This is a genomic window from Marinobacter sp. AL4B (assembly GCF_019916045.1).
In the GTDB taxonomy this organism is placed as follows: Bacteria; Pseudomonadota; Gammaproteobacteria; order Pseudomonadales; family Oleiphilaceae; genus Marinobacter.
In genome coordinates this window covers 1206281-1231371 of record NZ_JAILWZ010000013.1, presented here as the reverse complement: position 1 = coordinate 1231371, position 25091 = coordinate 1206281, and the positions used below count along the sequence as shown (strand labels likewise).

At 55.8% G+C, this 25091-nt stretch carries 28 protein-coding genes; 10 read left to right on the top strand and 18 right to left on the bottom strand.

The window, feature by feature from the left end:
- Positions 1-360: 360 nt before the first annotated feature.
- The 4 genes from moaB to K5L82_RS15955 are packed head-to-tail and all read left to right on the top strand — an operon-like array spanning position 361 to position 2881.
- Positions 361-933 carry a molybdenum cofactor biosynthesis protein B gene (moaB, locus tag K5L82_RS15970; RefSeq protein WP_223134833.1) on the top strand — a complete coding sequence of 191 codons (573 nt, stop codon included), beginning with the start codon at positions 361-363 and terminating at the stop codon, positions 931-933.
- 23 nt (positions 934-956) lie between these two features.
- Positions 957-2168, top strand: coding sequence for a gephyrin-like molybdotransferase Glp (gene glp / locus K5L82_RS15965; RefSeq protein ID WP_223134832.1), 1212 nt, complete (start codon positions 957-959; stop codon positions 2166-2168).
- Between the two features lies 1 nt (position 2169).
- On the top strand, positions 2170-2430 hold the full coding sequence (moaD, locus tag K5L82_RS15960; protein ID WP_223134831.1) for a molybdopterin converting factor subunit 1: 261 nt from the start codon (positions 2170-2172) through the stop codon (positions 2428-2430).
- A 1-nt stretch (position 2431) separates the two neighbouring features.
- Positions 2432-2881 (top strand): molybdenum cofactor biosynthesis protein MoaE, encoded by a 450-nt coding sequence (locus K5L82_RS15955; protein WP_223134830.1) that lies wholly within the window; start codon positions 2432-2434, stop codon positions 2879-2881.
- 11 nt (positions 2882-2892) lie between these two features.
- On the opposite strand, the gene K5L82_RS15950 is transcribed toward K5L82_RS15955, so the two are convergent.
- The 9 genes from K5L82_RS15950 to K5L82_RS15915 all read right to left on the bottom strand — a co-directional run bounded on the left by K5L82_RS15950 (position 2893) and on the right by K5L82_RS15915 (position 10224).
- Entirely contained in the window at positions 2893-3135 is a 243-nt protein-coding gene (locus tag K5L82_RS15950) for a sulfurtransferase TusA family protein (protein ID WP_223134829.1), read from the bottom strand.
- On the bottom strand, positions 3128-3256 hold the full coding sequence (locus K5L82_RS16685; RefSeq protein ID WP_262492763.1) for a hypothetical protein: 129 nt from the start codon (positions 3254-3256) through the stop codon (positions 3128-3130). The genes K5L82_RS15950 and K5L82_RS16685 overlap by 8 nt, the downstream gene beginning before the upstream one ends.
- On the bottom strand, positions 3253-4419 hold the full coding sequence (locus K5L82_RS15945; protein WP_223134828.1) for a formate dehydrogenase subunit gamma: 1167 nt from the start codon (positions 4417-4419) through the stop codon (positions 3253-3255). Before K5L82_RS15945 ends, K5L82_RS16685 begins: the two co-directional genes overlap by 4 nt.
- An 85-nt stretch (positions 4420-4504) precedes the next feature.
- The gene (gene fdh3B, locus K5L82_RS15940) at positions 4505-5113 is read right to left on the bottom strand and encodes a formate dehydrogenase FDH3 subunit beta (RefSeq protein ID WP_133006668.1); all 609 of its coding nucleotides are present in this window, start codon (positions 5111-5113) and stop codon (positions 4505-4507) included.
- A gap of 15 nt (positions 5114-5128) precedes the next feature.
- Positions 5129-8014: a molybdopterin-dependent oxidoreductase gene (locus tag K5L82_RS15935; protein ID WP_223134827.1), complete on the bottom strand. Its 2886-nt coding sequence runs from the start codon at positions 8012-8014 to the stop codon at positions 5129-5131.
- Between the two features lie 86 nt (positions 8015-8100).
- On the bottom strand, positions 8101-8292 hold the full coding sequence (locus K5L82_RS15930; RefSeq protein ID WP_223134826.1) for a twin-arginine translocation signal domain-containing protein: 192 nt from the start codon (positions 8290-8292) through the stop codon (positions 8101-8103).
- A gap of 40 nt (positions 8293-8332) precedes the next feature.
- Positions 8333-8944 (bottom strand): molecular chaperone, encoded by a 612-nt coding sequence (locus K5L82_RS15925; RefSeq protein ID WP_133006671.1) that lies wholly within the window; start codon positions 8942-8944, stop codon positions 8333-8335.
- Between the two features lie 90 nt (positions 8945-9034).
- Complete coding sequence (locus K5L82_RS15920; RefSeq protein ID WP_223134825.1) at positions 9035-9646, bottom strand: DUF3306 domain-containing protein; 612 nt, start codon at positions 9644-9646, stop codon at positions 9035-9037.
- Positions 9646-10224 (bottom strand): DUF3305 domain-containing protein, encoded by a 579-nt coding sequence (locus K5L82_RS15915; protein WP_223134824.1) that lies wholly within the window; start codon positions 10222-10224, stop codon positions 9646-9648. Before K5L82_RS15915 ends, K5L82_RS15920 begins: the two co-directional genes overlap by 1 nt.
- A gap of 141 nt (positions 10225-10365) precedes the next feature.
- Here K5L82_RS15915 and K5L82_RS15910 point away from each other — a divergent pair, with 141 nt between their 5' ends.
- The 4 genes from K5L82_RS15910 to K5L82_RS15895 are packed head-to-tail and all read left to right on the top strand — an operon-like array spanning position 10366 to position 14384.
- A complete protein-coding gene (locus K5L82_RS15910; protein ID WP_223134823.1) occupies positions 10366-12345 on the top strand; it encodes a 4Fe-4S binding protein in 1980 nt (659 codons plus the stop codon).
- Between the two features lie 19 nt (positions 12346-12364).
- Positions 12365-13210 (top strand): Mrp/NBP35 family ATP-binding protein, encoded by an 846-nt coding sequence (locus K5L82_RS15905; RefSeq protein WP_223134822.1) that lies wholly within the window; start codon positions 12365-12367, stop codon positions 13208-13210.
- Positions 13207-13911: a biotin/lipoate--protein ligase family protein gene (locus K5L82_RS15900; protein WP_223134821.1), complete on the top strand. Its 705-nt coding sequence runs from the start codon at positions 13207-13209 to the stop codon at positions 13909-13911. Before K5L82_RS15905 ends, K5L82_RS15900 begins: the two co-directional genes overlap by 4 nt.
- Positions 13908-14384: a DUF6505 family protein gene (locus K5L82_RS15895; RefSeq protein ID WP_223134820.1), complete on the top strand. Its 477-nt coding sequence runs from the start codon at positions 13908-13910 to the stop codon at positions 14382-14384. Before K5L82_RS15900 ends, K5L82_RS15895 begins: the two co-directional genes overlap by 4 nt.
- Here K5L82_RS15895 and K5L82_RS15890 read toward each other — a convergent pair whose 3' ends face one another.
- The 7 genes from K5L82_RS15890 to K5L82_RS15860 all read right to left on the bottom strand — a co-directional run bounded on the left by K5L82_RS15890 (position 14385) and on the right by K5L82_RS15860 (position 19938).
- Positions 14385-15632: a molybdopterin-binding protein gene (locus tag K5L82_RS15890; protein ID WP_223134819.1), complete on the bottom strand. Its 1248-nt coding sequence runs from the start codon at positions 15630-15632 to the stop codon at positions 14385-14387.
- 17 nt (positions 15633-15649) lie between these two features.
- Positions 15650-16135: a molybdopterin-guanine dinucleotide biosynthesis protein B gene (gene mobB / locus K5L82_RS15885; RefSeq protein WP_223134818.1), complete on the bottom strand. Its 486-nt coding sequence runs from the start codon at positions 16133-16135 to the stop codon at positions 15650-15652.
- Positions 16132-16719: a molybdenum cofactor guanylyltransferase MobA gene (mobA, locus tag K5L82_RS15880; RefSeq protein WP_223134817.1), complete on the bottom strand. Its 588-nt coding sequence runs from the start codon at positions 16717-16719 to the stop codon at positions 16132-16134. The genes mobB and mobA overlap by 4 nt, the downstream gene beginning before the upstream one ends.
- Positions 16712-17581, bottom strand: a complete 870-nt coding sequence (gene fdhD / locus K5L82_RS15875; RefSeq protein ID WP_223134816.1) for a formate dehydrogenase accessory sulfurtransferase FdhD — start codon at positions 17579-17581, stop codon at positions 16712-16714. The genes mobA and fdhD overlap by 8 nt, the downstream gene beginning before the upstream one ends.
- A 65-nt stretch (positions 17582-17646) precedes the next feature.
- Positions 17647-18453, bottom strand: coding sequence for a substrate-binding domain-containing protein (locus K5L82_RS15870; RefSeq protein WP_223134815.1), 807 nt, complete (start codon positions 18451-18453; stop codon positions 17647-17649).
- 43 nt (positions 18454-18496) lie between these two features.
- Entirely contained in the window at positions 18497-19243 is a 747-nt protein-coding gene (locus K5L82_RS15865; protein ID WP_223134814.1) for an ATP-binding cassette domain-containing protein, read from the bottom strand.
- Complete coding sequence (locus K5L82_RS15860) at positions 19240-19938, bottom strand: ABC transporter permease (RefSeq protein ID WP_133006684.1); 699 nt, start codon at positions 19936-19938, stop codon at positions 19240-19242. The genes K5L82_RS15865 and K5L82_RS15860 overlap by 4 nt, the downstream gene beginning before the upstream one ends.
- Before the next feature lie 119 nt (positions 19939-20057).
- Here K5L82_RS15860 and K5L82_RS15855 point away from each other — a divergent pair, with 119 nt between their 5' ends.
- Positions 20058-20942, top strand: coding sequence for a helix-turn-helix transcriptional regulator (locus K5L82_RS15855; RefSeq protein WP_223134813.1), 885 nt, complete (start codon positions 20058-20060; stop codon positions 20940-20942).
- Between the two features lie 65 nt (positions 20943-21007).
- On the opposite strand, the gene trxA is transcribed toward K5L82_RS15855, so the two are convergent.
- On the bottom strand, positions 21008-21334 hold the full coding sequence (gene trxA / locus K5L82_RS15850; RefSeq protein WP_014420340.1) for a thioredoxin TrxA: 327 nt from the start codon (positions 21332-21334) through the stop codon (positions 21008-21010).
- A gap of 272 nt (positions 21335-21606) precedes the next feature.
- Here trxA and ppx point away from each other — a divergent pair, with 272 nt between their 5' ends.
- Entirely contained in the window at positions 21607-23139 is a 1533-nt protein-coding gene (ppx, locus tag K5L82_RS15845; RefSeq protein WP_316933413.1) for an exopolyphosphatase, read from the top strand.
- Here ppx and K5L82_RS15840 read toward each other — a convergent pair.
- Complete coding sequence (locus tag K5L82_RS15840; protein WP_223134812.1) at positions 23120-25075, bottom strand: ATP-binding cassette domain-containing protein; 1956 nt, start codon at positions 25073-25075, stop codon at positions 23120-23122. The genes ppx and K5L82_RS15840 overlap by 20 nt on opposite strands.
- Positions 25076-25091 lie beyond the last annotated feature (16 nt).

Genomic DNA, 25091 nt, shown 5'->3' with positions numbered 1-25091 from the left:
ATTTTTCAGGAATGGAAGTAAACGACGGTTGAAATTGCAGGGATGCCCCTGAACGCGTTGATCATAAAAATATATATTGAAACAAGGTGCTGGCCGATGGAGCATCCGGTGCAGAGGGAAGCCGGATATAATTGCTTGTGCCAGTAGAGTGGGAACAACTGTTCGCCGGGCAGTCAGCATAATCGACCACCTTGACCGGATCTGTCAAGTGCACTGAACAAATTAACATCAACTTTTGCCCAAAATGCCAGCGTTCAAGCTCAGAATGCCCTCTCTGTCGGGTTGCTCCCTTCCATTACCCGCGATTGGAAGAGATACTGAGAGTCTATATTTCCTCTGTGATTTTCGGAGCGCTTTTCCATGAGTACTGAGCCCACGAACGAACTCACCCCCCTCAATATAGCGATTCTTACCGTTTCCGATACTCGCGGCTTTGATGAAGATGCTTCTGGTCAATTTCTTGAAGACAGTGCGGTGGCGGCCGGCCATCAATTGATTTCACGGCGCATCCTGCCTGACGATGTTTATCTGATACGTGCCGCGATGTCCTCCTGGATTGCAGATCCGGATATCCACGCCATCATCATCACAGGTGGTACCGGATTCAGCGAACGGGACAGCACACCAGAAGCGGTTATTCCGCTTTTAGACAAATCGATTGAAGGATTTGGCGAAGAGTTCCGACGTCTATCGGCTTCGGAAATTGGCAGCTCCACCATTCAGTCCCGGGCCTTTGCCGGTCTCGCCAATTATACGGTCATTTTCTGTCTACCCGGCTCCACTGGCGCATGTCGCACCGGCTGGAACGGCATTCTGAATACACAGTTAGACAGCCGCCACGCCCCCTGCAACTTTTCGACTCTGGTTAGCCGCAAGCCGCAGCGCGCGGTCGAACGGCTTCAGGACATTATTGGAAATCGCGCGACACGTTAGTTCAGCACACGGAGACACGCATTATGACAGCCCCGCTCACGTCGCTCGAAGACGCCCTGGTTCACCTGCTCGATCAAGCGCCTGTCATCAAGGCGACAGAAGTTCTACCGCTCATAGAAAGCCATGGCCGGATACTGGCACAAGATTATCAGGCTCCGGCAGATGTGCCCCCGGCCGACAACAGTTCGGTGGATGGCTATGCCTTGCGTGCCGAGGATTACATTCCAGGCCAGGCACTGTTTGTCTCTGACAGGATTCCAGCAGGCTCTGCTCCGCCCCCCCTGGAACCCGGGACCGCTGCCCGCATTTTTACCGGTTCGGAAATTCCCGAGGGGGCCGATACGGTTATCATGCAGGAACGCGTTGAGGTGACCGAACACGGCATTTTGATTGATGCCCATGTAAAAGCGGACCAGAATATCCGCCGGCGGGGCCAAGACCTTAAAAAAGGCAGTTTGGCACTGAGTAAAGGCACAAAAATTCGCGCTCAGGAAATGGGCCTTTTAGCGTCCCTGGGGTTGGCAAAGGTTGCGCTGGTGAAAAAGCTCCGGGTCGCCATTCTGTCCACCGGCGATGAACTGGTCGATCCGGGAAAACCTCTGGGCCCGGGCCAGATCTACAATACGAACCGTTACACCCTGCACGCTCTGCTGACCGAAGCCGGATGTGATGTTGTGTTGTGTGAAACCCTGCGCGACACTCGGGCAGCAACCAGGGAAACGCTGGAGAGAGCTGCCGCACAAGCGGATTTAGTCATCACCAGCGGCGGCGTTTCGGTTGGCGAAGAGGACCACGTTAGGGCGACGCTGGAAGAGTTCGGCGAGCTGTCGCTGTGGCGTCTTGCGATCAAGCCCGGCAAGCCTCTGGCGTTTGGCTCCGTTAATGCAACGCCGGTCTTCGGTTTGCCCGGCAACCCGGCGTCGGTACTGGTTACCTTTCTGATGATCGTAATGCCCTATATTCGCACCCGACAAGGGCGACAGCGGGTTCATCCGATCGGCCAGCAAATGCCGGCCGGCTTTGACGTTGACGCACCGTCCGTGCGCAGAGAATTTGTCCGTGCACGCACAGAATCGGTGAACGGCCAGACTCAAGTCAGCGCGTACCCGAACCAGAGTTCAGGCATGTTGAGCTCGGCTTGCTGGGCTGACGGTTTGGCCGTTATTCCAGAGCACAGCACCATTGCCAAAGGCAGCCTGATCACCTATTACCCGTTTACGGAGCTGCAGAGCTGATATGACAGACAAGACCGTTACCGTCCGTTTTTTTGCCCGCCTCCGCGAAGAATTAGGGACAGAGCAACTCACACTGACAGCCACCGAGCATCAGACCGCCGGGGATCTGCTGGCAGAACTGGCCAGCCGTGGCGGTCCTTGGGCGCAGCTTCAAGGCGACCAACCCGTGATGATTGCCATCAATCAGGCAATGGTGAAATCCACTGCGCCGGTCCAGGCCGGAGACGAAGTTGCGTTTTTTCCACCGGTAACCGGGGGTTAACATGATCAGCATTCAGACCGAAGATTTCGATGCGGGCGCTGAGTACACAGCCCTTCGCGACAGTGGTGCGGGTACAGGAGCGATTGCCACTTTTACCGGGCTGGTTCGCGATTCTGGCGACACCCAGGATGTCTCCGGGTTGTTTCTGGAGCACTACCCGGGCATGACCGAACACGTGATTGCATCCTTAATCGAAGACGCGTCGCAACGTTGGGACGTGCGCAAAGCCCGGGTTATTCATCGAGTCGGTCAGCTGCAACTACAAGATCAAATTGTGTTTGTCGGCGTGTGCAGTGCCCACCGGGCAGATGCGTTTGCTGCGTGCGCGTTTATTATGGACGCCTTAAAAACCTCCGCGCCGTTTTGGAAGAAAGAACTCTCTAAAACAGGCGAGCACTGGGTTGAGCAAAAAGCTTCGGATGTTGCCCGGGGCGAAGCCTGGAGCAAATAGCTCCCTAGCCTTCATTCCGCCAAGCAAATACCGTAACGCAGAACGCCTCCGTCCTCTTCCCGAACCCACTCCAACCTGTGACCAACCATGTCGCAAAGGGCCTGCAAATCCCGGCGACTGGTTGGATCATCGGCCAAGAATTCAACCTGCGTGCCACCGGGCAACCCCCGTATACGCTTTTTGAAGCGCAAAATCGGGAGCGGGCACACCAAACCGATCGCATCGATTTGGTGTGCTGTCGTTTGCTCAGTCAAGACGAACGCTCGTTGTGCTGCTTCCTTGTTCGGCTGATGACCACCCGAGTTGGCCCAGCACCAGCTGAGCTGTGAAAGCGATCAATAAAGCCGCTGCAAATGCAGCAATCATTACTTTCACGGAACGTCTCCTTTGCCCTGTTTCGCTTCGACTTCTGCCACCCAAAGATCGTGATGCTGACGCGCCCACTTCGTATCTACCTGACCGCTCCCCATCGCATCATAGGCACCTTCCATACCGACGGTGCCGATATAGATATGGGCGATAATCGCCAGCATCATGACGAAGGCCACAATCGAGTGCCAGATATTGGCATACTGCATCTCTTCATGCGGGGTCAGAGCCGTATCGAGGTCAGTTCCAAATACACTGTTAACGACACTGAATGTATCGGAAAACATCGGCATCTGGAACGGGAATAGCAGCGACAAACCGGATAACGACACCGAAACGCCCAGCACCATAACCGTCCAGAAAACGATTTTTTGACCGGCGTTGAATTTCTTTGCCGACGGGTGTGAATCACTGAAAATTCCGCCCCCGGCCTTGAGCCACTGCCAATCTAATTTGTTGGGAATGTTATGCGCCACCCACATCACGAAGGTCATGATCAAACCGAGCATAAAGGCCCAGGAGATGTTGTTGTGTATCCACTTGGAGCCGGCCGCTAGAGTCGCAAAGGCATCGACCCCGAAAACGGGAATCAGAAAGCTCCTGCCCATCAGCGTAATGAGCCCGGTTAGACCCAATACAATGAACGACCCTGCCAACAACCAATGACCAAACCGTTCAACGGCTTTAAAGCGCTGGATCGTCACACCAGACGGCCCACCCTCAATCCTGATTTTTCCACGGATGAGGTAAAACACCACCAGCACGGCGATAAATACGAGAAGCGCGCCACCGCCATAGGTAATGATGGGCCCCTCTCGCAGTTTAAGCCACGGCATGCCTCCGTCTTGGATCAGGACGTCAGCCGCGGGCCCTCGCACCTGTGTGTTGGCATCAAATTCGTTATAGCGAATGGATCGGTAGGTGTCTGAAAGTGAAACCCCGCCCCGAGTGCCCAATTGCTCGCTGGCAGGCGCAGCGTTGGCAGGGTCGCCCAGATTTTCAGACCGAAAAGACTCGTCAAGTTTTAACTGCTGTTGACGGGCCATGATGTCTTCCAGGGTTTGCGCACCCCCGGTTGCTGTCCGGTCCACCGCAGTTTCTGCCCACGCAGAGTTGAACGACAGGACTGCCAGCATAAACAGAGCGGCAGCCAATAGTTTTGCATTCATGAGAGCGCTCCAACGGAATAAACAAGAAGCATTCGTTGCCTCAATGGGTTCCGGGGCCCCAGGGCCCCGGAAAACTCAGGCAAACTTATGCACCCTTCCTCTCGTAGGCTGTGCCCCATCCCCAAGCGCCCGAACCGAATCCACGGCTCACCACGCGCTGGCGATAGATGTCCGCCACTTCGTTGCCATCACCGGCCAACAAAGCTTTGGTCGAACACATTTCCGCACACAGAGGCAATTTCCCCTCTGCGATACGGTTACGTCCGTATTTGGAGAACTCGGCCGCGGAATGATCCTCTTCCGGACCACCTGCACAGAATGTGCACTTGTCCATTTTGCCCCGACTACCGAAATTACCCGCTTGGGGGAACTGAGGTGCGCCGAAGGGGCAAGCGTAGAAACAGTACCCACAACCGATGCATAGATCCTTGGAATGCAACACGATGCCGTCTTCGGTCTGGTAGAAGCAATCCACCGGGCAAACAGCCATGCAAGGCGCGTCTGAACAGTGCATGCAAGCAACCGAGATCGAACGCTCGCCCGGTTTCCCGTCGTCGATGGTGACCACTCGCCGACGATTGATGCCCCAAGGGACTTCGTGCTCATTCTTACAGGCCGTCACGCAGGCATTACATTCGATGCAGCGTTCGGCGTCGCAAAGGAATTTTGCGCGCGCTTGTCCTTCAAGTGCCATGGTCTACACCTCCTGTTATGCCGGCATGATCGAACACAGGGTGGCTTTGGTCTCTTGCATCTGCGTGACCGAGTCGTACCCGTATGTTTGAACAACGTTTGTAGATTCACCCAGAACATAGGGGTCAGAGCCTTTGGGGTATTTATCCCTCAGAGACTTGCCCTCCAGATGCCCACCGAAGTGGAACGGCATAAAGGCTACGCCCTCACCAACTCGCTCTGTCACCAACGCTTTGACTTTAATTCGCCCTCCTTCCGGCCCGGTCACCCAGACATCCTTGCCATCACGAATATTCAGGTTGTTCGCATCCCGCGTATTCACCTCAATGAACATGTCTTGCTGCAACTCAGCCAACCATGGGTTCGAGCGTGTCTCGTCACCGCCACCTTCGTATTCGACCAGACGACCAGAGGTCAGAATGATGGGGAAGTCCTTACTGAAATCCTTCTTCTGTATAGATTCATACAAAGTCGGAACGCGCCAGAACGTTTTGTCTTCGTAGGTCGGGTAGTCTTTAACCAAGTCACGACGCGTCGTATAAAGCGGCTCGCGGTGACGCGGCACGGGGTCAGGAAAGTTCCAAACCACCGTTCGCGCTTTGGCGTTACCAAAAGGTGCACATTCGTGCTTGATCGCAACACGCTGTATGCCACCCGACAGATCCGTCTTCCAGTTCGTCTCGGGACCAGCCACCGCATCTATAGAAGAACGTTCTTCAGAGGTAAGATCCCCATCCCAGCCCAGATCCATCAACATTTGCATAGTGAACTCGGGGTAGCCGTCCTTGATGTCCGAGTTTTTCGAGTAAACGCCTTCGGCCAGCAGGTTCTCGCCGTTACGCTCAACACCGAACCGGGCGCGGAAGGTGAGGCCGCCCTTAGACACAGGCAGCGACATATCGTAGAGATTCGGTGTGCCCGGATGATTAATCTCTGCGGTGCCCCAACAAGGCCACGGCAAACCATAGATATCGCCATCGCAAGGCCCGCCATTGGCACGCAAGGTGGTCCGGTCGAAATGGTGCTGATGCTTCATATGTTTCTTCAAGCGCTCAGGCGATTGCCCGGTATAACCAATGGTCCACATGCCACGGTTGAACTCCCGGGTGATGTCCTCAATCACCGGTTCGTCGCCTTCAATGGCGATATTCCGGAACATGCGATCAGTAAAACCGAACTTGTCCGAAAACAGCTTGATGATTTCGTGGTCAACCTTTGAGTCGAACAATGGCTCAACCACTTTTTCACGCCACTGCAGCGAACGGTTCGAGGCGGTGACAGAACCACTGGTTTCGAATTGAGTGGTCGTTGGCAGCAGATAAGCGCCATCCTTGCGATCGTGCAACACTGCAGAAACCGTCGGGAAAGGGTCGACCACCACCAGCAGATCCAGCTTTTCCATGGCCTCTTTCATTTCAAGCATACGGGTCTGGGAGTTGGGTGCGTGGCCCCACAGAACCATAGCTCGGGTGTTGTCGGGCTGCTCGAGGTTTTCCTTTGCCTCCAGAACCCCGTCAATCCAACGGGACACCGGAATGCCCTTTTCGTTCATCATTGCTTTGGACTTGCCGTTTTTGTCCCACACGGCAAACCGGCCCTTAAGCCAGTCGGGCTCTTCTTCCCAGACCCGCGTCCAGTGGGCCCAAGCACCCGCGCTCAGGCCGTAGTATCCCGGCAAAGTGTCTGCCAGAACACCTAGATCGGTCGCGCCTTGCACGTTATCGTGGCCACGGAAGATGTTGGTGCCGCCGCCTGGTACCCCCATGTTGCCCAGTGCGAGCTGCAAGATGCAGTAGGCCCGCGTGTTGTTGTTGCCGTTCGAGTGCTGAGTCCCTCCCATACACCAGATCACGGTGCCCGGGCGGTTATTGGCCAGAGTTCGAGCAACACGCTCAAGCTGGGCCCCCGGCGCACCGGTTACACGTTCGACCTCTTCCGGGTTCCACTGTTTTACCTCTTCACGGATCTCATCCATTCCCCAAACTCGGGTGCGGATGAACTCCGTGTCTTCCCATTTGTTCTCAAAGATGTGCCAGAGAATGCCCCACACCAGCGCAACATCTGAGCCGGGCCGAAAACGGACGTACTCATCCGCGTGGGCTGCGGTGCGCGTGAAGCGGGGATCACACACAATCAGCGGCGCGTTATTTTCTTCTTTGGCTTTCAGCACATGCAGTAGCGAAACCGGGTGCGCCTCTGCGGGGTTTCCCCCAATGATGAAAATCGCCTTGGAATTGTGGATGTCGTTGTAAGAGTTGGTCATGGCCCCGTAGCCCCAGGTGTTGGCTACGCCGGCTACCGTAGTGGAGTGGCAGATCCGCGCCTGGTGATCAACGTTGTTGGTGCCCCAGTAGGCAGCAAACTTTCGGAACAAATAAGACTGTTCGTTGTTGAACTTTGCGCTGCCCAGCCAATAGACCGAATCCGGGCCGCTTTCGTCGCGAATTTGCAGCATCTTGTCGCCAATTTCATTGATCGCCTGATCCCAGGGAATCTTCTGCCATTGGCCATTGACCATTTTCATCGGGGATTTGAGACGACGCTCGCCGTGAGCGTGCTCGCGCACTGACGCACCTTTGGCACAGTGCGAGCCCAAATTGAAGGGACTGTCCCAGCCTGGCTCCTGCCCGATCCAGGTACCATTCTGGACTTCCGCCTCGACAGTACATCCCACTGAGCAGTGGGTACACACAGACTTTTTCCGAACAATTTTTCCGCCTTCGGCTGAAGGCGCTGCCGCTTCAACCCGCCCTGACGTCAGCGATAAAGCGGCCATGCCACCCACTGCAACACCAGAAGCCGTCAAAAACTGGCGGCGGTCCAATGTTTTAGCAGCGAGAGATGAAAGCAAAGATCCTGCACGGGGGCCTTTCGCAACCCCGTTGGTCTTCTTCCTTAACATGTCTCTTACCTCTCTCTTTTTATTCTCTTTATTAGGAGGCGTTATCACCCAAGAGCATCACGCAACCTTGGGTGATTCACACATCCTCAAAAGCGAGCCGATTCGAAATACTTTCGTGTGTGCTCCGTGTCGCGCAGTCCCCGGCTTTTGGGCGCGTCGTTTTTGACGACCTCAGCTGCGGCGTTTGGTGCAACCGCCATTGCAACAGCCGCCGGGGCTGCAGTAGCCGCCAATTGCAAGAAACGGCGGCGACTGTTTTCATGTTTCGGGCTATCCATAGGACCCTCCCCAGGGGCTAAGGAGCCATACTGGCTCCGGTTACTGAATGGCAAAAGCATCCGTTTCAACGGCCATAAAAGCTCGCCCAAGCGAACCTACAGGCGCGTAGAAAATAGCGCCTTGCGCTTCTTCCAAATCGGCAAAAAATAACCCGGCCCACTTTGCCAGGTGCGCATCGAAAAAGGATTTTTGCGAAGCAAGATCGCTGTCGCATGGGAAATCGCCGGCAATAATGCCCGCCATGGTTTCGCAAAGCGTGCCGATGTGATCTTCCGGTTCTTTGATGTCGTTACGAGCCCTAATGCCACGGGCCATCAGGTCGGTTCGCAATTCGGCGAGGGGTTTCTCGTTCAAAAAACCGGTCAGGTAATAGCTGGCGTAGGGCAACAGTTCACCGCGGCCAAGCCCAACGAACAGATTGTTGTACTCGCGCTCGGCATCAAAAGGAGAGGTGCGTTCAGCAAGAGCGGCCAGATGTCTGGATGCGGAGCCCAGAGGGGTGTCATCGCCCTGCAACGAGGCTAATCCTTCAAGCAGCTTGTTTGAAGGCGGGTTGCCGAGCAAGGTACCCAGCAACTGATATATTTGCGCCCTCGCTCGGTCTTCATCACTGATTGAGCGAGGGCATTGAACCTCAGCTGTATTAACCAAGAGTCTGTCCTTAGCCTTTGTTGTTTGAATTATGTACTACTCATCGTTATAGCCCTGATCCAACGCCAACGCAACTCCGCCGCTGGGCGCTTACTCGAAACGCATCCTGGGGCGATACTGCTGCGCGACTTCAGGCTCAGGCTCCCCCACTTCGGGTTCCGTACGCAGTCTTTCGGGAGCGGACTCAGCTTCCTCTTCAGCCTTGAGCGCTAACGGTTCTGTCTTTGTATCAGGTAGAACCACATCCGGAATCTGCACCGGTGCCTCGCTTTGCTCATCGAGCCGTTCATCCGGTTTCTTTGCTCTATCAATCAGCCCTTGCCCTACCTTGTATAGCGTCTGCGCGCCTTTGACGGTGGGGCCTGCGGCCGTGAAATCCTCGTCATAGTCGTTGAGCCCATCCAGTACCGCCAGCACGGGATTGGATCTCCAGAGCGATCGCAACGCTTTTCGGCGAAGAAAATCCGGGATTTCTTTGCGCATAAACCCGGTCACATCGGTGCCCAGCTCAATGTTGTCCGGGTCGGGCAAACCGTATTTCTCAAGGATGTCCTGCTCAGACAAAGCCTCGTTGCGGGCCAACTCTTGCTCCTCCGGAGCGAGGTCAGCCTTCGGCGAGGGCGCTTGGGCAGGTGGCAACTCCAACTCTCTGTCGGCTTGCGTTTTTAAGCGTGACCACCGCTGCAAACGTGACTCTGCCATCACTGAAACCTCGGTTTTTTCATGTTGGCGGGCGCACGATAAACATCGCTTTCCTGGCGAATACGCGGGTCGCCTTTCGCATCTTCGACACCATCTACACGAATCTCGTCACGGCGGCGTTTTTTGAAAGGCTCTTCGATGTAGTGCATGTCGATAAACTCTTTAATCCAGGCCGCTAAGGACTCTGGAACCGGCACCGCTTCGACAATGCTCTCGCCGCTGTCCAGAGAATCCAATGCCTCGTGGGCGCTGGCGGTCACAGAACTGACAACCCACCCCGATGGAGACTGACTGGTTGCGTCTTTATCCATGATGACCCAAACGGAGGGTACCTCCATGTTGAGCGACACCAGATAGCCCTCGACATCCGCACGGTACAATTCCATGGTCACCGTGCCCGCGTGGTAATCAATCACCTCGCCTTCGTGAACCAGTTCTTTCCAAAAGGCTTGCGGTGCCCCGGGAATAATCGCGACCGGTGTCCAGATTTCTCGCTCCCAACGGGTTACGCCAGGCGAGCGGCGAACCACGGCCCCGACCTGTAACTCGCGTCTCCACTGCTCTGTTCGACTGCTCATGACCCTTCTCTTTTATTATCGACTGACTTTAGTAGGGATCCGACACTTAACCAATTGTCCAAAAGTAAATGGCTGTGGCATGCTCATGAAGTAAAGCCAATTCGCATACAGATAACAACAACGAAACGGGCTGGATTCCTGATGACAGCACATAAAACCTTACTGTTATGCTCCTGTGACAAGACTCAGCGCTTCGACTCGAAGCTGCTGCAGACAGCCGCAGGCGCCGAACACGTGGTCGAAGCGAATCAATTATGTGGCAACGATCTGGGCATTGCCGCTGAACACTTGTCAGCGAACAACAAAGTGCTTATCGCCTGCGGTCAGCAGTCTGTCTTGTTTGAGCGCCTCGCTGAGGATGTTTACGCCGAGACTCAACACGCGGCACCACTCAACACCATCGACATCAGGGATCGGGCGGGCTGGAGCTCACCCGATGCCAAGCCCGAGCGCTTGGCCGCCAAGCAGGCAGCTTTGGTTGCCGCCGCTCAGCTGCCCCCACCGATAGCCCCCGCGAAAACCATTCAGTCCAACGGCGTGTGCTGCATTATCGGCCCGACCGAGGAGGCCCTCAGGATGGCTGAACTGGTCAAAGACGAACTGGGGGTCACGTGCATCGTTAATGATGCAGGCCCTGTGACGCTGCCTTCCGCGGCGTACGATGTCGCGAAAGGCCAGCTCGCGTCGGCTTACGGCGCACTAGGCAACTTCCAGTTAGAATTTTCCCAGCTACAAGCACTGAATCCGGCTGGCCGAGGCGAACCGGGCTACGGCGAAGTAAAAGCCACCGCCCGAAGCGATTGCGACGTATTTATCGACCTGCGCGGAGGCAACCCAGCCTTCCCCAGTCACCAAAAACGCAACGGGTATTTCTGGGCCGACCCGAACAAAACGGGAGAGCTGGAGCGCATTGCGCTAACGGCCCGGGATCGTGTCGGTGAATTCGAAAAAACCGTATATTTCCGATTAGAAGAATCCTTGTGCGCGCATTCTAGGGCCAACAAACCCGGCTGCACCCGCTGTCTGGATGTTTGCCCAACCGAAGCCATCTTCTCAGCCCGAGATCATGTCCAGATTGATTCAGATATCTGCGCCGGTTGCGGCTCTTGTGCGGCAGTTTGCCCGACCTCTGCCATCAGTATGACCGAAACCCCGTTCGAGGCGTTGACCAAGGCTCTGGAGGTCATGGCCAAGGTGTATCGCGAGCATACCCACCAATCCCCGCGTTTGGTGTTCCACACCCTCAGCGCCGGAGCCGAGGCCATCACCTACCTCGCCCGATACGATAATGGCCTGGCCGATGATTTAATCCCGATGGGGCTGGAACATACAGACCGGATTGGCCATGCGGAAATCATGGCTGCTTTCGGAGCAGGCTATGCCGAAGTTCTGATTCTGGTCGATAACGAAATAGACCGCCGGGCAGTGGCAGCAGAAATCGAACTGGCTCAGGCCATGCTTGAAGGAACCCACAACGCACCGAGTCGGATTCGGGTTATCGAGCCGATCGAGCTCTGCAATCCAGGCGACAACGCCGGCAGAGTGAGCGATCCCGTTCTGCTGGTCGGTGGCCGCCGGGACGTCACACGCGTGACGGCTGCCGCTATGACCGACAAAATAGAGGCTCCCGTTCCTCTGCCCGTGGGCGCACCCTACGGAGCAATCAACATTGATTCCGATAAATGCACGCTCTGCCTGGCGTGTGTGTCTCTGTGCCCTACCGGCGCTCTTGGCGACCACCCCGATAGGCCTGAAGTTCAGTTCACCGAAAACGCCTGTGTCCAATGCGGGGTCTGCGACAGCACCTGCCCCGAGACAGCCATCACGCTGATTCCCCAGCTGGATCTGTCCAAGAATGCCCTAACTGCCCGACCACTTCATAGCGAGGAGCCTTACGAATGCATCAATTGCGGCACTCCGTTTGGTGTCGCCAGCACCATAAACCGCATTATTGAAAAGCTGGAAAACCAGCACTGGATGTACAAGAACTCTGACAATGTTCAACTCATCAGAATGTGTGATAACTGCCGTGTGAAAGCCCAATTCCATAGCGATCGGGCTCCGATGGCAGGGGGCGATCGCCCTCGGGTTCGCACCAGCGATGACTACCTAGACAGCTAATAATTAAACAGGGTACAGCATGGTTGAATACACCGAAGTCGGAAAACCAAACCTGATCGGCACAGATGCGCCCAGGCCACAAGACAAAAACCCAAGGGGAATCAGCCGCATCATCGCTATTTCGTCAGGTAAAGGCGGTGTGGGCAAATCGACCGTCGCGTCCAATTTGGCGGTAGCATTGGCATCGAAGGGGCTGAAAGTGGGACTCCTGGATGCCGACGTTTACGGCCCCAGCCAGCCTCGTATGCTGGGTGTTTCGGGTCGCCCATCCAGCCCCGATGGGCACACCATCCTGCCCCTGCGCAATCATGGCGTGACCCTGATGTCGCTGGGCCTGATGGCCTCCGAAGAAGAAGCCATTGTATGGCGCGGCCCCATGTTGATGGGCGCCCTGGAGCAGATGATGAACCAAGTGGACTGGGGCAGGCTGGATGTGTTGCTGGTGGATCTGCCGCCCGGCACGGGCGATGTTCAGATGACGCTCAGCCAAAAGTTTTTTGTCGCCGGTGCCATTGTTGTTTCAACACCACAGGACATCGCGCTGATGGACGCTCGCAAAGGCATCGACATGTTCAACCGCATGGATGTGCCGTTGTTCGGCGTGATTGAAAACATGGCCTCGTTTGTCTGTGACGGCTGCGGCAAAGAGCACCATCCGTTCGGGTCCGGCGGCGCCCGAGCCGAAGCCGAAAAAATTGGGGCTCCGTTTTTGGGCGAGATTCCTCTTGATCTGGACATCCGTGTCGGCTCAGACGGTGGCGTACCTATCGTGGTGTCAAAACCGGAAAGCCCGCAAGCGAAAGCCTTCCAGCGCATCGCCGACGAGGTCACCGCTTCTGACGTCTACGCCCGGGCCGTTCTATGATCGAATCTCCCCTGTTCCCTCCGCTCCTGACGGGAGAAGTCGTCCCCCAGCACACGGACCCGTTTAACAAAGCTGTGAGCCGGGCCATGGCGGGCATCGATTCCGGCACCATCTTCTACTCCGACGCGGTCGAAAACTTACGGGCAGCTCTGGTGCTGGCACCTGAAACACCTCTCGAGGAAGCCATCCAAGCCGTTTACGTCGCCCAGATTGGCCTTGCCGAAAGCCTCGGTGCGCTGGCACCACCGGAAGTTCCTGTGCACTTCCAATGGCCTGACCGCATTAAGGTCAACGGTGCACTCTGTGGCGAGGTTCGCTTTGCAACCGATGCAGCAGACCCCAAGGCTCAGCCCAGCTGGCTGGTGATTGGCATTGATGTACCTTTCCAACTAGCTCGGAACGAACCCGGCGAGAACCCTAACCAGACCTGTCTTACCGAAGAAGGCTGCGTTGACATCACTCCGATGGCACTGCTGGAAAGCTGGTCCAAACACACCTTATTGTGGCTAACCTACTTCATGGATAGCGGTTTCGAGCGCGTACACAACGAGTGGCGGCCACGCTGCGACACCTTGGGGGAAGTGATCGACTATCCCAAACCCGGCACCTTTGTCGGATTGGATGATAAAGGACGGATGTTGCTGCGCCAGGGTGCCATGACCGAGACATTGAGCTTAATTACTTTCGCGGAGCACGTATGAAACTCGCCCGAACCCTGCGCCTGGATATATCGGATGAAAACGTCTTTGAATGGCCAGCTCCTAGCGGTGAATGGGCGATTTCAGGAGGATTCGAGTTTTCCAACTGGACAGAGGCGAACCTGACCGGCAAAGCCCGACAAGCGTTCAGCAATGGTTGGTACAGCATCGAATCTGGCGGCCGAGCCAGCTTTGTTGGCGTATGCAAAATCACCGACAGCGAATTAGAACAGCTCAAGAAAACGCTGGCGCACACCTTTGTCGAGCATTATGGCGCACCAAACCTTGATGCGGCCTACCCTGTCGCCAGCGAAGAAATCGACCAGATGTGTGAAATGTGTGAGGACTTCGAGGAAAATACCCTGCTCATGGTCAGCCGCCGGCTGACCGAATTGGGAGTGGAGGAAACTTATCGCTCCCGAGCCCCACAAGAGGCATCGTTAGAGGCCTTTGCGGTACACGGCAGTGTTGAGTAATTACAGCCCGAAGCTGCCGTAAGGCATGAACCGAACCGGGGTTCCCGGTTCAATTTGCTGAGCGCTTTCATCCAGCTCGACCAACCCCTCGGACCAAGCCAGACCGGTCACTCGGCCCGAGCCTTCAGAACCGAAAACTTCGACCTGGCCATCCCGCACCCGGGCACGTAACATTTCGCTGCGCCCTGGCTTTTTGTTCTTGCTGAAGTTGGCCGGCATGACGTAGGCCTGGGGTTCAAACCACCCTCTACCGGCTAGCAGTGCCATAGCCGGAGCACCGAAGCGTAGCGCGCAGACCCACGCAGCCACCGGATTGCCCGGTAAACCCAGCACTGGCGTACCTTGGTACATGGCCAGCGCAAGGGGCCGGCCCGGCTTTATTGCAATCCGCCAGTTGCTGATATCACCGTGGGCTTTTAGTGTTTTTGACACATGATCCTCGTCGCCTGCGGATATGCCGCCACTGGTCAGGATCAGATCACACTGTTGTGCCCCGCGCCCCAAAGCAGCTCTAACATCCTCAGCCCGGTCAAGCACGTGGCCAAGGTTTACCAGCTCATAACCAAGCTGCTCTATCAATGCGCTCAGCATCGGAAGGTTGGCATCGTAGATTTGCCAATCGCTTACAACCGAGCCGACCGGCTTCACTTCATCACCTGTGGATAGAACACCAACCCGGAGCCGTTGATAAACATCAACTGACTCGACACCCACGCTGGCAAGAACCGAAATCTCGGTTGGTGTCAGGCGAGTACCTTCCGTGAGAATTTTGTCGTGTGCATGAATATCCTCTCCAGCCTTACGCACGTTGGCTCCCGCTTTTAAGGTGCCTTGCAAATGCAGCTGCCCACCAATAACCTCGCAATCCTCTTCCAGCACCACCGTATCGGTGCCCGTCGGGATCACCGCACCGGTCAAAATCCGGATAGCATGCTCTTTCGGAACCTGCCCCATGTAGGGTTCCCCGGCAGCGCTGCGGCCATCAACTAAAGGCAGGGTACAGGGCACCTTGGTTAACGGTCCGGCAAGGGCATAGCCATCTACCGCGGAATTATTGCTGGGGGGGTGAGCCCGAGGCGCATAAACATCGTTTGCCAATATCCGGCCGCTCACCAATGACAGCGGAACCGAACACTCCACGTCCACCACCGTGTGCAAACGAGCGCGTAAACGTTCAAGCGCTTCGTCTACCGGTGTCCAGTTAACCCCGGGGGGCAAGGCAAAACAGTCATTACGGAGCGGTTTCATGGTTCTCCCGATGTTTGTTATTCGCAACTCAGAACAAAGTCAGCAATGCCGGATACGTCGTTCAGATCAAAAACGGGGCCTGCGAACTCGACGCCATAGTCCGAAGCCACCGCGACGATGCAGGAATCTTCAACATACAAGGGGGTTCGTTCATTTTCTTGCCGGAGCACCTCGATCTTTCGGTGTGAGTGGCTTTTGTAGCCTTCCACGACGACCCAGTCGCAAGGGCCCAGCCGGGCCAGCAATTCATCCAGCGTTGGCTCTTTGGCACCTCGTAATTCGTGCATGATGGCGAAACGCTGACCGCCCGCCAAAATGACCTCCCGGGCACCAGCATTGCGGTGTTTGTAGCTGTCCGTACCAGGCTGATCGACATCCACCAGATGATGCGCATGCTTAATCGAGCTGACCGTCATGCCTCGCGCGGAAAGCTCACTGATCAACGCGCTGGCCAGCGTTGTTTTCCCGGAGTTTTTCCAGCCCACAATACCGATAACATTCACTTAAGATGTTGCTCCGCCCAAGCCAGATCGTCTGGGGTGTTGATGTTGAAGAAATCATCTTCGTTGAAAATCACCAGGGTTTCCCCCTGGGCTTGCGTCCACTGACGGATTTTGCGCACGCCGTCATTCAAGGCAGCTCTCAGCTCTTCCCGCAGGGCAACCTGCCAGCGGCCAAAGGTTGGTTGAGGCAGCCGGCCTCGCTCGGGGTGCGGAGTCGCGGCCAACACCACCGGGGTATCGTAACCGCCCAGCCGCTGCACCAGGTCCCGTGGAAAAGACGGCGTATCCGCCGCCACGCTGATCAACCATTCGTGGCCCTGCTCGGCCGCCCAATCCATGCCCGCGAGCACGCCGGCCAACGGCCCAGGGAAATCCTGGATAGAATCCGCCACCACGGGTAGGCTCAAATCATCAAAACGACTCAGGTCACCATTGGCGTTCAGCACTACCGCTTCAACCTGCGGGGTGATGCGCTCGATAACACGGTCAATTAATGACCGGTTCCCAAGCATCAATCGCCCTTTGTCTCCACCGCCCATGCGATTGGCTTGACCTCCGGCCAGAATCACCGCGCACTCAGTCATGCCCTGCTCCTTTTCGGCGCAGCTTTTTCTCTTCATCAGGCACCTGCGATAGATCCTGATCGAACACCAGCCGATGCTGGCCACTGAGACAGGTGAACTTCTTGCCGCGCATGCGCCCAATCAGCGTCAGGCCAACCTGTCGGGCAATATCGACCCCCCAAGCGGTAAAGCCTGATCGGCTGATCAGTGTCGGAATGCCCATCAGGGCGGTTTTGATCACCATTTCAGACGTTAACCGGCCGGTTGTGTAGAGCACCTTGTCGGAGGCCGGCACGCCATTCTGGTGCATCCAGCCGGCAATCTTGTCAACAGCATTATGACGACCGACGTCTTCCATGTAAGCGAGAATGTCGCGCCCCTGGCACAGGGCCGTGCCATGAATGGCACCGGTTTCCATGTACAGGCTAGGGGTGTGGTTGATCTGGTAGGAGAGCTCGTAAAAAGTGCTGGTGTGGACCGGTGTATCGGGTAATGACAGCCCTTCGAGCCCCGCCATCATGTCGCCAAAAACCGTACCCACGGCGCAGCCCGAGGTGCGGGTTTTCTTTTCCAGCTTGCTTTCAACGTCGGTTACGCCCGCCGTGCGCACCACGACAACTTCAAGCTCTTCGTCGAAGTCGATTCCGGTAACCCGATCGCTCTCTTTCAGCATGCCTTGGTTCAGCAAAAAACCAAGAGCCAGGTACTCCGGATGATCGCCGATGGTCATGGCAGTGACGATCTCCTGACTATTCAGGTAGATGGTCAGCGGGCGTTCTTCGATCACACTGATGGATTTGTTTTTGCCGTTTTCATCAACGCCCTCAACGCCACGGGACAGACGAGGGTCTTTCGGGTCTGGATATATGGGCTCAATCGTCATTTTTGTTATAGCCGTTTCATGATCGCCACAGAATGGAATATGTAACGATCATGCCAGAGATTCGTCTATTTGGCATTCGGGAAAAACAACTGCTGCCCATCAACCTCAAAGTCGGCAATCGCTTTCTGTCCCTCTTCGGAGAGGAGCCATCTATGCCACTGCTTGGCGAGGTCATGCTTTAGATGCGGGTGTTTCTCTTCAGAAAGCAGCAGGCTACCGTATTGATTAAACAGCACCTTGTCGCCTTCAAAAAGCAACGTTAGATTCTGACGGTTTCCGAAGGCTACCCAGGTGGCGCGATCAGACATGACGTAGGCATCCATGGCCGCTGCGGTGTTGAGGGTAGGCCCCATACCGCTGCCGAGTTCACGGTACCAGTCCCCGCCCGGTTCAACGCCGGCACTTTCCCATCGGCGCAACTCGGCGCGATTGGTGCCGCTGTCATCGCCCCGTGACGCGAATGGAGCCTCGGCCTTGGCAATGGCGGAGAAAGCGGCAGCAGCACTCTGCGTGTTACGGATACTCGCCGGATCCTCTGCGGGCCCAATCACCACGAAATCGTTGTACATAACATCGGCTCGTTCGCTCGCGTAGCCGTTCTCCACGAAGCGCTGTTCACCTGCTGTATCGTGCACCAGAAGACTGTCGGCATCGCCCCGGCGCGCTATTTCAAACGCCTGCCCGGTGCCCACCGCCACCACGCGCACCTCAATACCAGTGGCGTCTTTAAATTTCGGCAGGATGGAATCAAACAATCCGGAGTTCTCGGTGGAGGTTGTCGAGGCCAGCGTGATGTAGTCTTCCGCGTGCGCGCTGAGCACAACGCCCATCGCAAGAACACCCGTGAGCAATAGTTTCAAAGTCTTGTTCATCTTGTCTTCTCCTTTTGACGGATAACAGCTTCGTTGGTTACATCTACTCGACCAGTTCTCCGGCCACAAATGCTTGTGCTTTCGAAGAAACCGGCTGGTTAAAAAAGGTGTCGGCAGAGGTGTGTTCGCACAGGTTTCCGCCGGAAAAAAACAGCACATCCCCGGCAAGTCGCCGAGCCTGGTGAATATCGTGGGTGGTCATCACAATTCGCGTTCCCTGACGGTGAAATTCGAGCACGGCCGCTTCTACGGCTTTGATCGCAGCGGGATCAAGTGCGGAAGTGGGTTCATCCAGAAACAATACTTGGGGCGAAAGTAGCCAGGCCCGCGCTAAAGTCAGACGCTGTTGCTGCCCGCCGGAAAGCACTCTGGCAGGCACTTTGGCACAGGCCGTCAAGCCAAAACGCTCGAGCGCTTCCATCGCACGCCTCATGCGCTCGCTGCGCCGGACACCATTGACTGCTTGTGCATGTATGAGGTTGGCAATTGCCGAGCGGCGCAGAAGCACCGGTTGCTGAAAGACCATCGCTTGCCGTGGGCAGCCATCAGAGCCTGACCAGGAAATTTGTCCCTGAGTTGGGGACAGTAAACCATGGGCCAATCGCAGCAACAGACTTTTTCCTGCACCATTCGGCCCCATCACCAAAGTAGGACCAATACCATCCAGGGTGAACGAACAAGGACCCAGCAGGTGTTTATTCTCATGATTATAAGAGACATCGTGAAAATACAATGCGGGCGGCGCCAAAAGGGCCGATGAGGAGAGGCATGAAGCGTTCAGCGACGTCATCCGAGTCGCCTCCGGGTCACTTCACCTACTAGGTACGCTGCGGCGTTAATCAGCATGACTAACGTCAATAGAACAATGCCCAACCCGAGCGCCAGAGGCAGATTACCTTTACCGGTTTCCAACACAATAGCGGTGGTCATGACCCGGGTCACCCCGTCGATGTTGCCACCCACCATCATCACCGCCCCCACTTCGGCACTGGCACGGCCGAAGCCAGCAAGCAGAACGGTCAACAAGGCAAAACGAGCGTCCCACAGCAAAGTAGGCATCATTCGTGCTCGTGACATACCGAGGGAAACAAACTGCTCTCGATATTCACCTAGCATTTCTTCGATTTTCTGACGCGATAGTGCGGCCAAAATCGGAAGCACCAACACCACCTGAGCAATCACCATGGCGCCCGGTGTAAACAGGAACCCCAGCTCTCCCAGCGGCCCTGCCCGAGACAGCAGCAAATACACTACAAGCCCCGCCACCACGGGAGGCAAGCCCATCAAGGCATTGAGCATCACAATCATCCCGCCGCGACCGGGAAAACGCCACAAGGCCACCGCCGCCCCTAACGGGAAACCCAAGATTGCCGCAATCAGCACCGCCATAAGGGATACCTTCAGCGATAGCACCACGATCTGAAACAACGAGGCATCCAGGCTGGCAAGAAGTGAGAGTGCCACGTAGAACGCATTATCTTCCAAAGGTGCGTCTCCTTGTTATTATTTGAGCATCGTGGCGTTTATAACTACGCTTTGCACAGCCTTTCGGAAAAGATGCAACAAAAAACAGCTCTATGCACTGCCGGACATCAGGAGAAGCGATGCCCTTTCCCACGTACCTCACAACAGCCGAAGCCGCTGAATATTTGCGTCTGAAAGAGCGCAAAATCTACGACCTGGTCAGCCAGGGCGTTATTCCCTGTGTGCGGGTAACGGGAAAGCTTTTGTTTCCGCGCCAGCGTATTGATCTCTGGCTGATGAACCATCTCGAGAGCGACGAATCTGTCAGCTCGTCCACACCCCCGGTACTGGCCGGCAGTCAGGACCCGCTTCTGGAATGGGCTGTGAAAGAAAGCGGCGCGGAACTGGCGCTACTGTGCCAAGGCAGCGGCGACGGTGTACAGAGATTGGTTGATGGCCGCGCCATGGTGGCCGGCATGCACATCTGGCACGCCAGCACCCGGCGTTACAATGAGCCAGCCACCTTGGGGCTAAGCGGAATGCGCGATCTGGTGCTGATCCGATGGGCCAAACGTCAGCAGGGACTGCTTTTAACACTAGACAATCCTCATCAAATAAACCGCTTGGAGGATATTACTCGCCCCGGCCTGCGCATTGCGCATCGCCAACCCGATGCCGGTGTTAGCCATTTGCTGCAGAGTTTGCTGGCTCGCCACCACATCGATGCCAGTAAACTGGCATGGGCCGCTCATCCATCGCTTAGTGAAGATGATCTTGCGTTGGCTATTCGCCAGGGCGAAGCGGATATAGGGGTGGGAATTGAAGCCGCTGCCAGGCGTCAGGGGCTGGCATTCATTCCTCTTCAGGAGGAACACTTCGACTTGGCCATGCGCAGGCGTCACTACTTTGAACCGACGCTGCAACGGTTATTGGCATTCGCCAGAAGTGAGCGCTTCATTCAAAGGGCCGAAGCCTTGGGCGGCTACGACATAAGTGAGCTGGGGCAGGTCATCTATAACGCTTGAGCAGCCCATAAAAAAACCGCCCAAGAACTTAGTTCTTGGGCGGTTTTCAGGCTATCCGGTTGCAATCAGAGATTGCTATCCAGGAAGGCGGCCAACTGTGACTTGGACAGCGCGCCTACTTTGGTCGCATCCACGTTGCCATTCTTGAACAGCATTAGAGTCGGGATACCACGAATGTTGAACTTGGGTGGCGTCTGCTCGTTTTCATCAATGTTCAGCTTGCAGACTTTGAGCTTGCCTTCGTATTCGTCGGCGATTTCTTCCAGAACCGGCGCGATCATTTTGCAAGGACCACACCACTCAGCCCAGTAATCTACCAGTACCGGAACGTCGGATTTCAATACGTCCTGCTCGAAGGAAGCGTCGGTGACATTAACGATATTTCCGCTCATTACCTATTCCTGATTCAGGCGCCCCAGCTGTTTTCGTATCAGCCATGGAGTCGCTGTTGGCTATAGTAGACAGTTAATCTTCTGTTCATGGAAGCCGTCTACCCGAAAGTCGATAAGCGATACTTTACGCGATTGGCGGCGTGTATGTGAAGTAAGTTGTATCCACGGCCAGTTTGATTGGTGTCAGTATTGTCCGCATTCGGCTACTGACACTTTGCTGATGTTTCCCTTATAGTACAGCCAAGTTCACTCTACACAGGACGCCTATCACCGTGACGGCCGCATCTATTGCCGAGTACGACACCCCCACTCCGGACCTGCTGGCTTCCATTGATATGGGGTCCAACAGTTTCCACATGGTTGTGGCCCGCCTGGTCCACGGTGAAATCCGTACCGTAGAGAAAATGGGAGAGAAAGTTCAGCTGGGCGCGGGCCTGGATGAGCACAACAATCTGAGCGAAGAAGCACAACAGAGAGGCATTGAATGCCTGCGGCGATTTGCCCAACGGCTCAAGGGAACGCCCCCCGAGGGCGTGCAGATTGTCGGCACCAATGCACTGCGTGTGGCCCGTAACTCCCAAGAGTTTATCGACAAAGCGGAAGAGGTACTTGGGTATCCTGTCGAGGTGATTGCCGGCCGAGAGGAAGCGCGACTGATCTATCTGGGCGTATCCCACACGCTTTCGGACGACGAAGGCCGTAGGCTAGTGATCGATATCGGCGGCGGCAGTACCGAATTTATCATCGGCGAGCGTTTCGAACCGCAAGAACTGTCAAGCATGCACATGGGGTGTGTATCTTTCCGAAATCTGTACTTTCCCGATGGCAAGATCACTCGAAAACAGATGGATAAAGCGATCATCCACGCCGAGCAAGAACTGCAGAGCATTTGGCGGCGCTATCGAGCAGTTGGCTGGCAAAGTGCCGTTGGCTCCTCCGGCTCGATCAAAGCCATAGCCAGTGTTCTTGCCACGCTGAAACTCACAGATGGCAAAATCACCCGTGACGCAATGGACGAACTTCGCACGCGTCTGGTGGATATGGGCAATATCGATAAGCTTGCGGAGCTGGGCGTTCGGGAAGACCGACAAAGCATTTTCCCGGCTGGATTTGCCATTCTTTTGGCCGCGTTTCGGGCACTGGGCATTCAAGAGATGGAATTCGCCGACGGCGCGCTTCGGGAGGGCCTGCTGTACGATCTGGTCGGACGAATTCAGCATGAAGACGTTCGTGAGCGAACCATTACCGCGTTGCAGGAACGCTATCATGTCGATCAGGCTCATGGCACCGCCGTAGAACACACCGCGCTTGCCGCCTGGGAGCAAGTTGCAGACATTTGGGATTTACATACCCCGGCAGACGAAGACGCCCTGCGCTGGGCCTGCCGACTGCATGAAGTCGGCCTGACCATTTCCCACTCGCAATACCACAAACACGGCGCTTACTTGCTGCATTACTCGGATTTGCCGGGCTTCACTTTACAATCCCAAAAAGCATTGGCCACTTTAGTGCGCGGGCACCGGCGCAAACTGGCACCCACCGTCTTCGAGTACGTGGAACCAGAGGACAAACCCCGTCTACGGTACCTGTGCATCCTGCTGAGGCTGGCGGTGGTCATCCAGCACTCCCGAAATCTGGAGCCGGCCCCTGACTTCATCCTCCGCGCAGAAGAAGACAAACTCACCGTCGAGTTTCCTGAAGGATGGCTGGACGAGCGACCGCTGACGCTAGCCGACCTTTACAACGAGCAGGATTATCTTGCCCGCCAAAATTTTACTCTGGACATCAGGACTCAGCAGAGCTGAGCGTCAATTCCTCTTCGAGGCTCTCAACCGTTTCACTGACCTCCAGCCATTCTGCTTCGGCATCTTCTAGTTCGCGCTTGAATCCGGCTTGCTCCGCCAACAACTGCTTCAAGCGCACTTTGTTGCTGTCTTCGTAGACCGAAGGGTCAGACAGCGACGCTTCAACCGAAGTCAGCTTTTCCTGCAACTGATCCATGCGCGCTTCAAGTGTGCTCTGTTTTTTGCGCCACGGGCTGATTTTCTTACGAACCTCTGCTTCTTGCCGTTTCCTGGCTTTACGTTCGTCTGCGCTCAGAGTAGCCGGGCTAGCTTTATTACCCGTCTTTTCTTCCACAACCTGCCGCTGGGGCGGCTCTTCGTCGTCTTTTCGCCGATCCGCCAGCCAACGCTCGTAATCTTCCAGATCACCATCGTATTCCTGCACCGTGCCATCGTATACCAGCCAAAATTCATCGACGGTATTACGTAGCAAATGACGATCGTGAGACACCACCACAATAGCGCCATCAAAATTCTGCAGCGCCATGGTCAGTGCTTGGCGCATTTCCAGATCCAGATGGTTCGTGGGCTCGTCTAACAGCAACAGATTGGGTTTCTGCCACGCAATCACGGCCAACGCTACCCGGGCTTTTTCACCGCCGGAAAATGAACGGATCGGACTCAGCGCTTCGTCACCGTGGAAATCGAAGCCACCGAGGAAGTTTCTCACCTTCTGCTCAGATGCCTGAGGGGAAAGGCGCTGTAGGTGAAGGAACGGGCTGGCATCCAAATCCAGAGACTCGAGTTGATGCTGGGCAAAATAGCCGACGGCCAGGTTTTCACCTGCTGCGCGCTCACCCGACATCAGAGTTCCTTCACCACGAAGCGCATCCATAAAAGTCGATTTACCAGCGCCGTTGGGACCTAACAGGCCAATACGGGAACCCGGTAACAACGATATGTTGATGTCTTTTAGTATCGTAGTATCACCATGACCCGCCGATCCGTGACGAATCGATAACAACGGGCTCGATACCTTGTCGGCAACCGGGAATTCGAAGCTGAACGGCGAGTCCACATGTGCAGGCGCAATCCGTTCCATACGTTCCAGCGATTTGACTCGACTTTGCGCTTGCTTAGCTTTGGTGGCTTTCGCTTTGAATCGATCGATAAAGCGCTGAATTTCAGCAATGCGCGCCTGCTGCCGCTCAAAGCTTGCTTGTTGCTGGGCCAACCGCTCACTGCGCTGAATCTCAAACGCTGAGTAATTACCGGTATAAAGCTCCAGTTTCTTCTGGTCGAAGTGCACCAGATGGGTAGAAACCCGGTCCATGAAATCCCGGTCATGGGAGATGAACAGAAGGGTGCCCTGATACTTGCGCAGCCAGTTCTCAAGCCAGAGGCAGGCATCCAGATCAAGGTGGTTGGTTGGTTCGTCAAGCAAAAGCAGATCCGACGGGCGCATGAGCGCTTGAGCCAGGTTGAGACGAATACGCCAGCCACCCGAAAAAGCAGAAACCGGGCGGTCTGCATCACTGTCGGCAAAACCCAGCCCACGTATCAGCGCCTCAGCGCGGCGTGTAGCCGACCAAGCCTCGTGGATGTCGAGCTCCCCGTGAATGTGCGCAACGGCGTAATCATCTCCGCGAGCTTCGGCAACCTCCAGCTCAGCTTCCAGTCGCCGCAATTCCAAGTCGCCATCGAGCACAAAATCCCGCGCTGACCGGGACGATGAGGCCACCTCCTGCGCCATGTGCGCAATCCGGCACCCACCCGGCAACGAAACGCTGCCCTGCTCTGGGCTCAAATGGCCCAATAAGAGCTGAAACAAACTGGATTTACCGGCACCATTGGCGCCGACAATGGCTACACGCTGGCCCGGCTGAACCGTCACGCTGACGTTTTCTAGCAACCAGACGCCGCCCCGTTGTAAACTGAGATCGGTTATCGTTAACATAGAGTAACTTTAATTC

What these genes read in the sequence shown, in the direction of transcription:
- moaB (WP_223134833.1), top strand. Translation starts at nt 361, where the DNA reads ATGAGTACTGAGCCCACGAACGAACTCACCCCCCTCAATATAGCGATT.
- glp (WP_223134832.1), top strand. Translation starts at nt 957, where the DNA reads ATGACAGCCCCGCTCACGTCGCTCGAAGACGCCCTGGTTCACCTGCTC.
- moaD (WP_223134831.1), top strand. Translation starts at nt 2,170, where the DNA reads ATGACAGACAAGACCGTTACCGTCCGTTTTTTTGCCCGCCTCCGCGAA.
- K5L82_RS15955 (WP_223134830.1), top strand. Translation starts at nt 2,432, where the DNA reads ATGATCAGCATTCAGACCGAAGATTTCGATGCGGGCGCTGAGTACACA.
- K5L82_RS15945 (WP_223134828.1), bottom strand. Translation starts at nt 4,419, where the DNA reads ATGAATGCAAAACTATTGGCTGCCGCTCTGTTTATGCTGGCAGTCCTG.
- fdh3B (WP_133006668.1), bottom strand. Translation starts at nt 5,113, where the DNA reads ATGGCACTTGAAGGACAAGCGCGCGCAAAATTCCTTTGCGACGCCGAA.
- K5L82_RS15935 (WP_223134827.1), bottom strand. Translation starts at nt 8,014, where the DNA reads ATGTTAAGGAAGAAGACCAACGGGGTTGCGAAAGGCCCCCGTGCAGGA.
- K5L82_RS15930 (WP_223134826.1), bottom strand. Translation starts at nt 8,292, where the DNA reads ATGGATAGCCCGAAACATGAAAACAGTCGCCGCCGTTTCTTGCAATTG.
- K5L82_RS15920 (WP_223134825.1), bottom strand. Translation starts at nt 9,646, where the DNA reads ATGGCAGAGTCACGTTTGCAGCGGTGGTCACGCTTAAAAACGCAAGCC.
- K5L82_RS15915 (WP_223134824.1), bottom strand. Translation starts at nt 10,224, where the DNA reads ATGAGCAGTCGAACAGAGCAGTGGAGACGCGAGTTACAGGTCGGGGCC.
- K5L82_RS15910 (WP_223134823.1), top strand. Translation starts at nt 10,366, where the DNA reads ATGACAGCACATAAAACCTTACTGTTATGCTCCTGTGACAAGACTCAG.
- K5L82_RS15905 (WP_223134822.1), top strand. Translation starts at nt 12,365, where the DNA reads ATGGTTGAATACACCGAAGTCGGAAAACCAAACCTGATCGGCACAGAT.
- K5L82_RS15900 (WP_223134821.1), top strand. Translation starts at nt 13,207, where the DNA reads ATGATCGAATCTCCCCTGTTCCCTCCGCTCCTGACGGGAGAAGTCGTC.
- K5L82_RS15895 (WP_223134820.1), top strand. Translation starts at nt 13,908, where the DNA reads ATGAAACTCGCCCGAACCCTGCGCCTGGATATATCGGATGAAAACGTC.
- K5L82_RS15890 (WP_223134819.1), bottom strand. Translation starts at nt 15,632, where the DNA reads ATGAAACCGCTCCGTAATGACTGTTTTGCCTTGCCCCCCGGGGTTAAC.
- mobA (WP_223134817.1), bottom strand. Translation starts at nt 16,719, where the DNA reads ATGACTGAGTGCGCGGTGATTCTGGCCGGAGGTCAAGCCAATCGCATG.
- fdhD (WP_223134816.1), bottom strand. Translation starts at nt 17,581, where the DNA reads ATGACGATTGAGCCCATATATCCAGACCCGAAAGACCCTCGTCTGTCC.
- K5L82_RS15870 (WP_223134815.1), bottom strand. Translation starts at nt 18,453, where the DNA reads ATGAACAAGACTTTGAAACTATTGCTCACGGGTGTTCTTGCGATGGGC.
- K5L82_RS15865 (WP_223134814.1), bottom strand. Translation starts at nt 19,243, where the DNA reads ATGACGTCGCTGAACGCTTCATGCCTCTCCTCATCGGCCCTTTTGGCG.
- K5L82_RS15855 (WP_223134813.1), top strand. Translation starts at nt 20,058, where the DNA reads ATGCCCTTTCCCACGTACCTCACAACAGCCGAAGCCGCTGAATATTTG.
- trxA (WP_014420340.1), bottom strand. Translation starts at nt 21,334, where the DNA reads ATGAGCGGAAATATCGTTAATGTCACCGACGCTTCCTTCGAGCAGGAC.
- K5L82_RS15840 (WP_223134812.1), bottom strand. Translation starts at nt 25,075, where the DNA reads ATGTTAACGATAACCGATCTCAGTTTACAACGGGGCGGCGTCTGGTTG.